Source organism: Paenibacillus glucanolyticus, from assembly GCF_037333485.1.
Taxonomy (GTDB): Bacteria; Bacillota; Bacilli; order Paenibacillales; family Paenibacillaceae; genus Paenibacillus_AQ; species Paenibacillus_AQ glucanolyticus.
In genome coordinates, this window is the sequence record NZ_CP147845.1 from 930,526 (window position 1) to 943,432 (window position 12,907).

The 12,907-nt window shown below is 51.2% G+C and carries 8 protein-coding genes; 5 read left to right on the plus strand and 3 right to left on the minus strand.

Annotation, left to right across the window (positions count from 1 at the left end; translation table 11 throughout):
* The first annotated feature begins 6 nt into the window (after positions 1–6).
* The 4 genes from WDY75_RS04350 (at position 7) to WDY75_RS04365 (ending at position 7,427) form a co-directional block, all read left to right on the plus strand.
* A complete protein-coding gene (locus WDY75_RS04350) occupies positions 7–915 on the plus strand; it encodes a carbohydrate ABC transporter permease (protein ID WP_006212766.1) in 909 nt (302 codons plus the stop codon).
* A gap of 98 nt (positions 916–1,013) precedes the next feature.
* Entirely contained in the window at positions 1,014–2,726 is a 1,713-nt protein-coding gene (locus WDY75_RS04355) for an ABC transporter substrate-binding protein (RefSeq protein ID WP_006212765.1), read from the plus strand.
* Between the two features lie 172 nt (positions 2,727–2,898).
* A complete protein-coding gene (locus tag WDY75_RS04360) occupies positions 2,899–5,307 on the plus strand; it encodes a glycosyl hydrolase family 95 catalytic domain-containing protein (RefSeq protein WP_231887943.1) in 2,409 nt (802 codons plus the stop codon).
* Positions 5,308–5,393: 86 nt separating this feature from the next.
* Positions 5,394–7,427: a beta-galactosidase gene (locus WDY75_RS04365; protein ID WP_063477797.1), complete on the plus strand. Its 2,034-nt coding sequence runs from the start codon at positions 5,394–5,396 to the stop codon at positions 7,425–7,427.
* A 180-nt stretch (positions 7,428–7,607) separates the two neighbouring features.
* Here the strand turns inward: WDY75_RS04365 and WDY75_RS04370 are convergent, their stop codons facing one another.
* The 3 genes from WDY75_RS04370 to WDY75_RS04380 all read right to left on the minus strand — a co-directional run bounded on the left by WDY75_RS04370 (position 7,608) and on the right by WDY75_RS04380 (position 11,886).
* Positions 7,608–8,183 (minus strand): dihydrofolate reductase family protein, encoded by a 576-nt coding sequence (locus WDY75_RS04370; RefSeq protein ID WP_053435337.1) that lies wholly within the window; start codon positions 8,181–8,183, stop codon positions 7,608–7,610.
* A gap of 249 nt (positions 8,184–8,432) precedes the next feature.
* Positions 8,433–10,070 carry a response regulator gene (locus tag WDY75_RS04375; RefSeq protein ID WP_063477796.1) on the minus strand — a complete coding sequence of 546 codons (1,638 nt, stop codon included), beginning with the start codon at positions 10,068–10,070 and terminating at the stop codon, positions 8,433–8,435.
* Positions 10,048–11,886, minus strand: coding sequence for a sensor histidine kinase (locus WDY75_RS04380; protein ID WP_006212760.1), 1,839 nt, complete (start codon positions 11,884–11,886; stop codon positions 10,048–10,050). Before WDY75_RS04380 ends, WDY75_RS04375 begins: the two co-directional genes overlap by 23 nt.
* A gap of 124 nt (positions 11,887–12,010) precedes the next feature.
* Between WDY75_RS04380 and WDY75_RS04385 the strand changes: the two genes are divergently transcribed.
* Positions 12,011–12,892 carry a carbohydrate ABC transporter permease gene (locus WDY75_RS04385; protein ID WP_006212759.1) on the plus strand — a complete coding sequence of 294 codons (882 nt, stop codon included), beginning with the start codon at positions 12,011–12,013 and terminating at the stop codon, positions 12,890–12,892.
* The last annotated feature ends 15 nt before the right edge of the window (positions 12,893–12,907 follow it).

Here is a 12,907-nt window from a genome sequence, read left to right on the forward strand (position 1 = left end):
AGCAGCATGGCACGAACCAAAACAGCATTCAAGCCCACGCTCTCCGACCGCGTGTTTGATATTTTCAATTTTACATTTATGATGCTGGTCATGATTGTCACCCTGTATCCGTTCCTGAACGTTCTTGCGATATCGCTGAACGATTCCGTTGATACGGTGCGCGGGGGAATCTACATCTGGCCACGGGAGTTTACGCTGGAGAACTACGTGCAGATCTTTAAATACGAAGGCTTGATTACCGGTTCAAAAATCACTATTCTTCGAACGCTGGCAGGAACCTTCCTTGGTCTGCTTAGCGGAACGATGCTGGGGTATGTCCTCAGCCGAATGGATTTTCAGGGAAGGAAGTTCATGTCGACTTTTCTTGCGCTGACGATGTACTTCTCGGGCGGCATGATTCCGGTGTTCATTCTGATCCGCGACTTGAACATGATGAATTCGTTTCTGGTCTACATCATTCCGGGAATGGTCAGTGCGTTTAACGTATTTGTTATCCGCTCCTTCATCGACAGCTTGCCTTACTCGCTGCAGGAATCGGCGAAGCTTGACGGGGCCAGCGATTTTACGATCTATTACAGAATCATTCTGCCGCTTTGCAAGCCCGTGCTGGCTACCATCGCGTTGTTCCTGGCAGTCGGGCAGTGGAATTCATGGCTAGATACGTATCTCTACAACGGTAACGCTCCCCATCTCACGACGCTTCAATTCGAGCTGATGAAGGTGCTGCAGAGCACGCAGGGGCAAACCAGCGGCATGATGTCCGGGCAGAATATGGCGGAAATCGTGAAGCAGGTCTCGCCGGAATCGATCAAAATGGCAATCACGATTGTGGTCACGGTTCCGATATTGCTCGTCTATCCGTTTCTGCAGCGGTATTTCGTGAAGGGCATGACACTCGGCGCTGTGAAAAGCTAGCATTCATGTACGGTATCAGCAGGGCTTGCGTCCTGTTATACGATAGATTTTTTTGAAAAATATCAGAACATTTAAAAAATCGATTAGGGGGTAAAGCAATGAAACACAAGCAGAGATTGTCACTGCTGCTCGCTATGATGATGCTGGCTACGTTCGTTCTTGCGGCGTGCGGCAACGGCGACAGCAGCAATAGCGCCAACGGCGGCAAAGATGGCAGTGGCGGAAGCGATACGCAGCAGGAAGAGAAGCTTGAGCCGATGACCATGACGTATTACAGCGCCGATTCCAATGCGAATTGGGCTAACATGCAGGATGCGGTCGGCAAGAAGCTGACCGAGAAGACCGGCATTACGATTCAGGCCGAATACGCGGTGGATGGCTCCAATCAGAAGCTTCCGCTGATGGTGGCGAGCGGCGAATATCCGGACCTGGTATTTGCCAAGGGCGATGCCAATCTGTTCGTGGATTCCGGCGCGTTTATTGATTTGACGGATTTAATTGAAGAGCATGCGCCGAACATCAAGAAGGTATACGGTGACTACATGAGCCGTCTGAAGTGGAGCAACGAGGACGAGGCTATCTATGTGCTTCCGACACTTGCAGCGGTGGACCATCAGATGCTTGATGCGGGCGGCACGTTCCAGATCCAGCATGAAGTGCTGAAGGAACTCGGATACCCGGAACTCAAAACCGTAGAGGATTACGAGAAAGCGTTGAAGGATTATTCCGATAAACATCCGACCATTGACGGACAGCCAACGATTCCGCTCACGCTGAATGCGGACGGATGGAGAATTATGATCTCCGTCACCAATCCGGCCTTCATCGCGACCGGCGCATCCGATGACGGTGAATATTATATCGACCAGGAAACGGTGGAGGCGAAGCTGCACTACAAGCGCCCGGAGGAGAAAGAGTATTTCCGCTGGTTGAATCATATGAACGCTACAGGACTTCTGGATAAAGAAACCTTCGTACAGAAAACGGACCAATACGAAGCTAAAATCTCCTCCGGCCGCGTCCTTGGTGTCATTGACCAGGAGTGGGGCTTCGGCAATGCAACGAATGCGCTGAGATCCGCCGGCAAGGAAAATCGCACGTATGCAAGATTCCCGATCCAGCTGGACGAGTCCAGTAAGGATGCAACGTTCCAGAACGCGGGTTACGTCGCAGGATGGGGTGTGGGAATTACGACATCCGCGAAGGATCCTGTTCGGATTATCAAGTTTCTGGATTATTTGGCCTCCGAGGAAGGGCAAGTTTTGATGAACTGGGGAATTGAAGGCGAGCATTACGACGTCGTGGACGGCAAACGCGTCATTCCGGAAGACGTGCAGGAGCGCAAAACCTACGATAATGCCAACTTCACCAAAGAAACGGGAATCGGCTTGTACAATGCCATGTTCCCTCGTTACGGCGACGGTGTGAAGGATTCGACAGACAACTACTATACAACGAACTTCCCGGAGACCATCATCGAGAACTATACGCCATCCGCCAAGGAAACGCTGAAGGCCTACGGCGTGGAAATGTGGAAGGACCTGTGGCCGAAACAAGAAGAATTCGAAGTGAAGCCATGGGGCGTGGCTTACAACATTCCGGTACCAAGCGACTCCAATATCAATATTACCTACAAAAAAGTGGAGGAGATTACCCGCAAACGCATTCCTGAAATTATTCTGGCCGATCCGGCCAAATTCGATGGGCTGTATGATCAGTTCATTAAAGAGCTGAACAGTGCAGGTGCAGAAAAAATGGAACAGGAATATACCCAGCTGGTACGTGACCGCGTCAAACTTTGGAACGATTAAAGGAATAGGGGAATAGAAGGGGCCGGCTGCATGCGGCCCCTTTTGCCGCTATCTGAAGGCCGGGATTGTATAGCTGCGTCCTTTTGCTCATCGCAGAAATACGGTTGGGGGTTGAAGGATTTGAAGAACTCTTCGAGAAGACACTTATCAACAGGAATAAGGAGGGATTACAGTGAATCCAGCGTTTACAGTGAATCCAGCGAAGCAATGGACCTCAAAGCTATGGTACCGGGAACCGGCAGCCAAGTGGGAAGAAGCGCTCCCGCTCGGGAATGGCCGGCTGGGTGCAATGGTGTTCGGGGGAGTAGAGGAAGAGCGTATTCAATGGAATGAGGATACACTCTGGTCCGGATTTCCAAGGGACACGAATAATTACGAGGCACGACGGCATTTGGCAGCCGCAAGGAAGCTCATCACATCCGGGCAGTACAAGGAAGCGGAGGAGCTGATTGAGGACAAGATGGTGGGAAGGGGCACGGAGTCCTTCCTGCCGCTAGGAGATCTGTTGATCAGACAGTCGGGAATTCACGGCCACCGGACGGAATATCGGCGCGAACTGGATTTGGATACGGGGATCGCGTCCGTTCGCTTTCAGTCCGGCGGTTCGGCTACCTATGCCAGGGACATGTTCATCAGTGCCGTTGACCAGGTAGCGGTTATACGCTGTGCGAGCCCGAATAACGAAGACATCCGGCTGGATATCAGGCTGGACTCTCCGCTGCGGCATGGTACACGCCGCTGTGCGGAAGACGGGTCCCTGGTGTTATATGGACATGCTCCAACCCATATTGCTGACAATTACAAGGGCGATCATCCCGGGTCGGTACTCTATGAAGAGGGGCTCGGCATACGGTATGAGATGAGGCTGCTGGCCTTGCCGGACAGCGGTCAGGTGACGGTGGATGACTGTGGCATGCACATCAACGGGAGCGGCCCGGTCACTCTGCTGATTACGGCGGCAACGAATTTTGCAGGCTTCGACCGTTCTCCGGGCTCTGGAGGAATTGATCCGTCCGTTATATGCAGGAAGAGGCTTCAGGACGCGGTACAGCATGGATATGAGGAACTGCGCGAGAGGCATGTGAAGGATCATCAAGCATTGTTCCGGCGTGTGGATCTTCGGCTTGAAAGCCTGGATTGTGAGCGGTCCACAGAGAGTGCGGCGACCGACGAGCGCATGAAAGCGTACAGGGAAGGGCAGGAGGATCCGGCACTGGAGGCACTGATGTTCCAGTTCGGAAGATATTTGCTCATGGCGAGCTCCAGGCCGGGAACACAGCCTGCACATCTGCAGGGGATATGGAATCCGCATGTACAGCCGCCATGGAATAGCGATTATACAACGAATATCAATACCGAGATGAACTATTGGCCGGCAGAGACAACTCATCTGAGCGAGTGTCACGAGCCGTTGATACAGATGATTCGGGAGCTTAGCGTGAGCGGGCGCCGGACCGCGAAGATTCATTACGGAGCCCGCGGATGGGTTGCCCACCATAATGTGGATCTATGGCGCATGGCAAGCCCGAGCGATGGGAGAGCGATGTGGGCTTTCTGGCCCATGGGTGGCGCGTGGCTGTGCCGGCATTTATGGGAGCGTTATCAATTTCAGCCAGACCTTGAATATTTGCGGGGAACGGCATATCCGTTGATGAGGGAAGCGGCGCTGTTTTGCCTGGATTGGCTCATTGAGGACGGAAAAGGCCATCTGGTGACCAGTCCGTCAACATCACCGGAGAATCAGTTCCTCACCGCGGAAGGCGTGCCTTGCAGCGTGTCTGCAGGCTCCACCATGGATATGGCCATTATTCGCGATTTGTTCCATAACTGCATAGAAGCGTCGCAGCTCTTGGGGCAGGATGCTGATCTGCGGGAGGAGTGGGAGTCGGCGGCCGCACGGCTGCTCCCTTATGGAATGGACGGGGAGGGCAAACTCATGGAGTGGAGCGAGCCTTATCGGGAAGCAGAGCCTGGTCATCGGCATGTGTCCCATTTATATGGACTCTATCCGGGTTCCGATATTACCCTTCAAGGCACGCCGCAGCTAGCGGAGGCCGCATATCGTACGCTATCGTCCCGCATCAGCAATGGAGGCGGACACACGGGCTGGAGCTGTGTGTGGCTCATTAATTTGTTTGCCCGGCTCCGGCAGGCGGACAAGGCCTATGGTTATATCCGGATGCTGATTTCCCGCTCGATGCACCCTAATCTGCTTGGAGATCATCCTCCGTTCCAGATTGATGCGAATTTTGGAGGGACTGCAGGACTTGTGGAAATGCTGCTCCAGAGTCATCTGGGGGAGCTTCAGCTGCTCCCTGCGCTGCCCTATGCATGGAGGGAAGGCTCCGTAAAGGGCTTGAAGGCGCGCGGCGGATTTATCATCAATATGGAATGGAGCCAGGGGCTTCTCATTTCGGCAAGCCTCACCTCAACCCATGGTCAGCATTGCAGGCTGAATTACCCTGAGTCTCTTATCGTTACAAGGGAAGACGGAAGTGTTGTGAAGACGCAGGAGGACGGTGCGTTTGAAACGGTGATCGGGAGCACTTATTATATTACGCCGGTTACCAACAAGGCCTGATCGAACAAGGGCAAGGGCTGCTCATGAATGGACCGTTCGAGTTGAATGTATACCGGATCTAAAATCTTAAAGGAGCTGAGTCCAATATGATTAACGAGAAGTTACCCAAAATGTGGTATGGCGGCGATTATAATCCGGAGCAGTGGGATGCGGATGTCTGGAAGGAAGATGACCGCATGTTTAAACTGGCGGGCATCGATGTAGCTACCATCAATGTATTCGCCTGGGCTTTAAGTCAGCCGGATGAGGAAACCTATGATTTTGGCTGGTTGGATGAGACGATAGACCGGCTGTACAGCAATGGAGTGTACGTCTGTCTGGCAACCAGCACAGGCGCACATCCGGCCTGGATGGCGCGTAAATACCCGGATGTGCTGCGTGTCGATTATGAAGGGCGGAAACGCAAATTCGGCGGCCGCCATAATTCCTGTCCGAACAGCCCCACCTACCGTAAATACGCAACGATTATGGCCGGGAAGCTGGCGAGGCGTTATAAGGAACATCCGGCCGTCCTGATCTGGCACGTATCGAACGAGTATGGAGGTTACTGTTACTGCGACAACTGTGCAGCGGCATTCCGTACCTGGCTTCAGCAGCATCACGGGACGCTGGATGCCGTAAACAAGGCATGGAATACCCGTTTCTGGGGCCACACCTTCTATGACTGGGAGGATATTGTTGTGCCTAACGCTCTAAGCGAGGAGTGGTCCGGCAGCCGGACCAATTTCCAGGGCATATCCCTGGATTACCGCCGTTTTCAGTCGGACAGCCTGCTGGAATGCTATAAGCTGGAGCGGGATGAATTGAAGCGGATCACGCCGGATATTCCGGTGACCACCAATCTGATGGGCTTCTATCCGGAGCTGGATTATTTCAAATGGGCCAAAGAGATGGATGTTGTATCCTGGGACAACTACCCGTCGCTGGATACTCCGTTCAGTTATACTGCCATGACGCATGCCTTGATGCGTGGGCTTAAGGGCGGACAGCCCTTTATGCTGATGGAACAAACGCCAAGCGTGCAGAACTGGCAGCCGTATAACTCCGCCAAGCGTCCGGGCGTTATGCGATTATGGAGCTACCAGGCGGTCGCCCACGGTGCGGATACGGTGATGTTCTTCCAACTTCGCCGCTCGATCGGTGCCTGCGAGAAATATCATGGAGCCGTCATTGAGCATGTGGGCCATGAGCATACACGCGTGTTCCGCGAGTGCGCGGAGTTGGGCAAGGAGCTGCAGCAGTTGGGGGACCGCATTCTGGATGCCCGTTCCGACGCCAAAGTCGCAATCATCTATGACTGGGAGAACCGATGGGGCATTGAGCTGTCGAGCGGTCCGACCGTGGCCCTCCATTACGTGGATGAGGTCCATAAATATTATGATGCCTTGCATCAGCTGCATATCCAGACCGATATGATCAGCGTTGAAGAGGACTTCAGGAAGTATGAGGTAGTCATCGCACCTGTAATGTACATGTCGAAGCTGGGATTCGCAGAGCGCGTTGAGGCTTTTGTAGCGCAAGGCGGAACGTTTGTGACAACCTTTTTCAGCGGTATTGTGAACGAGAACGATCTGGTGGCGCTGGGCGGTTATCCCGGAGAGCTGCGCAAGGTCATGGGAATCTGGGCCGAGGAAATCGACGCGCTGCTACCTGGCCAGCACAATCAGATCGTGATGCGAGGACGGCAGGGCCGTCTGGAAGGCACCTATGACTGCGGAATTCTGTGCGACGTGATTCATGCAGAGGGAGCGGAGGTTGTTGCCGAATATGGCTCAGATTATTATCAGGGCATGCCGTCGTTAACCGTCAACGCCTTCGGGCAAGGGAAAGCATGGTATGTGGCGACAAGCCCGGAACCCAAATTCCTGAAGGATCTGATGCAGACCATCTGCAACGATCATGGCATTGAGCCGGTCCTGAAGGCTCCTCAAGGCGTCGAGGTAACAAGACGCATCAAGGAAGATAAAGCATTCACTTTCGTGCTTAATCACATGTCAGAGAGCAAATCCGTTCCCCTGGACGGGGATACCTATGTGGACCTGCTGACAGGGGAGGAGCATCGGGATACCTGCGAAGTTCCGGCACGAGGCGTGATGATATTAGAGCAACGGAGGGGGTAGAGAGAGCATGAGGACTTTTTGATGAAAGCAAATAGGATAGGGGTCGTTTTTGGAAAAGTCTATGTTAAATTCTAATTCTAATTCTAATGCTGATTTGTGACCATAAGAAAACCGCCTTTGTGAAAAGGCGGTTCATTGAGCTATCGTCTCCCGTTAGCGTAATCACCTTAAGTGACAAGGTCATCTTACCGTCTGGTAAACGAGACCTATGGCTCCAGAATCAAAGGTCTTGTTTTCGATTAGCTTAAGATTGATCTTCTCCTTGAGACCTTGGAATAACGGCAATCCCTTACCGATCAGGACGGGAGAAACCGTAATTTTATACTCATCAATTAAATCGAGCTGCATAAGGTGGTGTGCGAACCTAGGACTGCCGAGGATGACCATATCCTTGCCTGGCTGCTGTTTGAGGTTATTGATCTCTTCCTCGACATCTTCTTTCACGAGTCTGGAATTATTCCATTCGACTTTCTCCAGCGTTGTGGAGAAAACGATTTTGGCTGTCTTTTCGATCCACTCGGCATGATTTCGTTCATGCTGCGAAGCGGATGGGTTTGAAGGCACAGATGGCCAGTAACTGTGCATCATCTGATAAGTCCCACGTCCCCAAATGACAGTGTCGGCAGTACTCAGAATTTCTTTCGCATGTTTCTCCAAATCAGCATCGTAGGAAACCCAGCCAATGTCCATTTCACCATTCGGCCCTTCTACAAAACCGTCAAGCGATGCGTGCAGAAATAGAACGAGTTTTCTCATTTTCAGTTCTCCTTAGTTTATAAGGGATATATATATTATAAATTAACTACATCTTAGCAGAATTCAACTCGGGTTGTTTCTTATGGATTGCTAATCTCAAACCTGCCCTTTTCGACAACGCCTGAGAGATTTGACGTTGCAATAATTTTCTCAATTGTTGAAGCGCCGTAATCTGACGATCCACTTGGGTATGCTCAGGTTTTACAACAAGTAAAAGTTCCAATTTAAGGTACAGGTGAATTAGACGGGTTACGTATAACCGCCCGTTAGCTTGCGGAACTCCTTGGGGGAAATGCCCTCTTGCTTCTTAAATACAAGACTGAAGTATTTCTCGTTCTTGAAGCCTACCATCTCGGAGATCGCTGCCATCTTCAGGGCCGGGTTTTGCAGCAGGATTTTGGCTTTGGAGATGCGGATCCGGTTTAGATGCTCCGGGATGTTAATCCCGTGTTTTTGCTTGAATTTGCGGGAGATGTACTCCCGGCTTACGTGAAAACGGTTTGCAATATCATACAGGGATACATCGTTCTGATAATTCTGCTCGATAAACGCCGTAATGTCATGGATCAGGTCTTGACCTGTTTGCTTCTGGGACTGCACAAGCGAGGCGAGCAGGCTCATCAGCGCTCCCCAATGCTGCTGCCACTCCGCCAGGGAGCATATATACTTGTCCGGGCTTGGCCGCTCTATGTTGACGCTTTCTTTTTTGTATAATTTCAATAGTGTTTCAGACGAAGGGTTTGCAGCTTCATGAATGACATGGTTGGCGAATCTTTCAATTTCCCGGTCCCAGCGCTCCAGGAGCTCCGGCGTGAGGATGCCGCTTTTGCGGATGGCCGCTATCCAGGTCTCTACTGCTTCGGCGATGGGGCCGGGTTGCCCGCTAAGGATAGCAAGCCTCCATGAATCTTCAAATCCGCTGAACTGCACACCATTATGATGATCGGCAGCGGCGAGATGCTGTTTCTCTCCATCATGGATGAAATGGTTCAGCACCGTTAAATCACGCGAATGAAGGGCTGCCGAGCTGCGGGCATACAATTCGGGAATGTCTTGGGGGTACCGTCCGTCAGAACTGATGCCAAAATGCATGTGGCGCGACAAGGTGCGGTGCATCCCCTGATTGATCTCTTGAAGCCTCGTAGGCAGCGTGGCAAGCTGATCCCACAACAGAATAACCAGCTGGTGCGGAGAACCGAAGTGACGGAAGGCGATCCCGGTCCGGTCCTTTTGCAGAAATTCATTGCATATATTCAGCAGGGCAAACATGAGCAGGTCCAGATGGCGGCCGAAGCGGTTAAAAAGCGCATGATCGGTCTTGTCCATCTGCATGACGGCCAAGCGTATGGTCTTCGTGTCCTCCGGTACGATGCCTTCGTCCCTGAGACGGTTGACCACCTGGGAGTGGGCACTCCTGTCATCGATGAGGCTCGACAGCAGCTTCTCCGAATAGACCGGCCGGTACTCGTTCACCTGAACATGCTGCTGCCGCGCCGCAAGGCGCTCCTGCTCCTCGGCCCTCCAGGCCGTGGTTGCTTTGCGGACTGCTTGGTTAATGACGGTCTCCTCGATAGGCTTCAGGATATAGTCCGTGCCGCTGTACCAGATCGTGTTGCGCACGAATTCAAAATCGTCATGCCCGCTGATAACGATGAATTTGATATCCGGGTAATTTTTGTGAATCCATTCCATCAGGTCGACACCGTTCTTGAGCGGCATCAGCATGTCCATCAGCACGAGGTTTGGCCGGAACTTCGGAATCAGCTCCATGGCCTCCAGCCCGTTGGCTGCTTCTTCAATATCGGTTATCCCGTGCTCTTCCCACTGGACCAGCAGCCGGATGGCTCTTCGCACACGAGACTCGTCATCCACGATTAATGCCTTCATCCGTTTCACCTTCCACATTTATAGTCAGTACAACCCGAAAGCCGTGAGGCTGGTTGTTTTCAATGTTGAATTTGGATTTTCCGCGATAATACAGCCTGAGCCTTGTCATGATGTTGATGAGCCCAATTCCGCTGCTGTCTTCCGCTTCTATCTCGGAATGAACCTGCAGCTGTTCCAAATCCATCTCTTCCATCAATAATAAGTGTTCCTGGAGTGCTTGGAATTTCTCATCCTGCATTCCGTTTCCGTTATCCTCGACCGTGATCTGAACGATGGAGGCCGAGAGGCGGCGGCTTTTTAATGCGATGTAATTGTCTTGTGTCAGAGGGTTCATCCCATGCTTGAAAAAGTTCTCGATCAGCGGCTGAACCAGCATCTTCGGTATCAACACCTGCAAAGTCGACTCATCCACATCGTAACGGAAGTCGAACTGATTCTCAAATCTCTCTTTTTGCAGCTCGACATAATCGTGGATATGATCAAGCTCTGTGCTCAGTGTGACCGGTTTATCGGTGTTGTACATGCTGTATCTCATCATTCGGGCCAAGGCCGAGATCAGGGAGTAAATCCTCTTCATCCCATGCTCCAGTGCAAGCGTTCCGATCGTTTGCAGTGCATTGTTCATAAAATGCGGGTTTACCTGGGCCTGCAGCGCCCGGAGCTGATTGGTCCGGTTCGCGAGTTTCAGCTTGTATTCCTGCAAAATAAGGTTGTTGATCGTATCCATCATGCTGCCGAATCTGCGATGCAGGGTTCCGATTTCGTCCTTGCGGTCGGAGGAGATATCAACGGTCATTCGTCCGCTTTTCACTTGGCTCATGAGTCCTACCAATTGTCGAATCGGTGCTGTGATGTACACCGAGATCCAGATCATGGCGATGATGATGAGGATCAAGGACACGCCTAACAGTGAAATGTTGACAAATGCCGCTTTTTCCGCGCTGCTCAGAATATAGGAGGACGGAATTTCCTTGATCATTGTCCAGTCGCTGACAGACGTCTTGATATTGTTATATAAATAGATTTTGTTGTTATATTCGAAATGACCTTCCTTGTGGCCGGATTCCTTTATTTTGCTATACCAGTCTTCCTGGATCTGCCGACCCAGCGTGGCTTCGTTACCGGAATACATGACATGACCGTCTTCATTCACAATATAGAGCTGCTCATGCTCGGGCTGAAACAGCTGACCGCTAATTCGGCTGAGGAAATTCATATTCAGATCAATGGCGAGAATACCCAATCGTTCCGAAGAAGGGACTCGTTCAATGACTCGGTACATCGTGAATACTTGTTGATCGGCTTCATAAGGATAGGCTAATTGAAAGCCGTATGTGTGAAGGGGATGGGGAGGCTGAATGGACACCGTATGGCTCTTTAGATCGGGTATTTCGGGATAAAGCGCGACATCGCTTGTCTTTCTGGCGATATCCTGCGCGAACAACGTAGCTTCTCTTTTGCCGTCAACATAGAGATAGACCTGCCTTGCGCCGCTTATAGCTTTATTGATCGATTGCAGCGTAGCGGATTGCCTGCCGCTGGCATTGATATTCTCGTGGCTGTAATAGAGGCTGCGGAAAAAATCCGGATCCGAATAAACCGTAAGGGAATTACGGTTCATGTCTTCCAGATAGCTCTCCAAATTCAACCGTCCCTGATAGAGAAGGTTCATATTCTCAACAACCGCCCGTTCCTTGAGCGAGTTGGTTGTCATGACATAACTGATGATCATGGAGATGGTGGTCGGAATGATGGTAGCCATGATCATGAAGGTAATTAATTTAGTGCGTATGCTGTTCCAGTTCAATATTTTCACCGCCGATCAATTTTCTATACCAATTAGTTCACATCCTATGGTAGTGCCAGGGTCTTCATCTTAGCATAATTAAATCATAGAGAAATGGATAGAGAAACGATAGGACAAGCGGAGGGGGATTTACATGAACAGCAAGAGAACGGCTGCCTTGACGCAGCAGTTGGTTTATATCGGACCCGCGCTGCTGTTTTTCGGTATTACGATCATTATCCCATTTGTGATGGGGATGTATTACTCGTTCACCAACTGGAATGGTGTATCGGGGAATGTCGAATGGGTGGGGCTGGACAATTTCAAACAGATTTTCACAAATGACAGCGCATTCGCACAGTCGTTCTGGTTCACCACCAGGTTTACGATCGTGGGTGTGCTTCTAACGAATGTGGTCGGTTTTTTCCTGGCCTACTTCTTGACAAAAAACATCCGGGCGCGCAACTGGCTGCGAACGATCTTCTTTATGCCGAATGTGATCGGCGGATTGCTGCTCGGTTTCATCTGGCAGTTTATCTTCGTGAAGGGCTTTGCAACCGTTGGCGAGGTTACGGGAATTCCGTTCTTTAATCTTCCATGGCTGGGAGACGAAGTGACCGGCTTTTGGGGGATTGTGATGGTATTCGTATGGCAGTCGTCAGGCTATCTGATGGTCATCTACATTGCGTCCATTACGAATGTATCCAAGGAAGTGATGGAAGCCGCTGAAATTGATGGAGCGAACCGCTTCCAGGTGCTGAAGAGCATCATCGTTCCGCTCATTATGCCAGCGGTCACCGTCTGTTTGTTCCTGGCGATCTCATGGTCATTCAAAATGTTCGATTTGAACCTGTCCCTCACAAAAGGCGGACCGTATCGCTCCACGGAGTCACTGGCCATGAATGTGTACAACGAGGCGTTCCTGAATAACCGGTATGGACTCGGGACAGCCAAATCTTTGATTTTCTTCCTCGTTGTTGCGGTCATCACACTCATTCAAGTCCGATTAACGAAACAGAAGGAGGTTGAAGCTTAAGTGAGAACGAAGAAA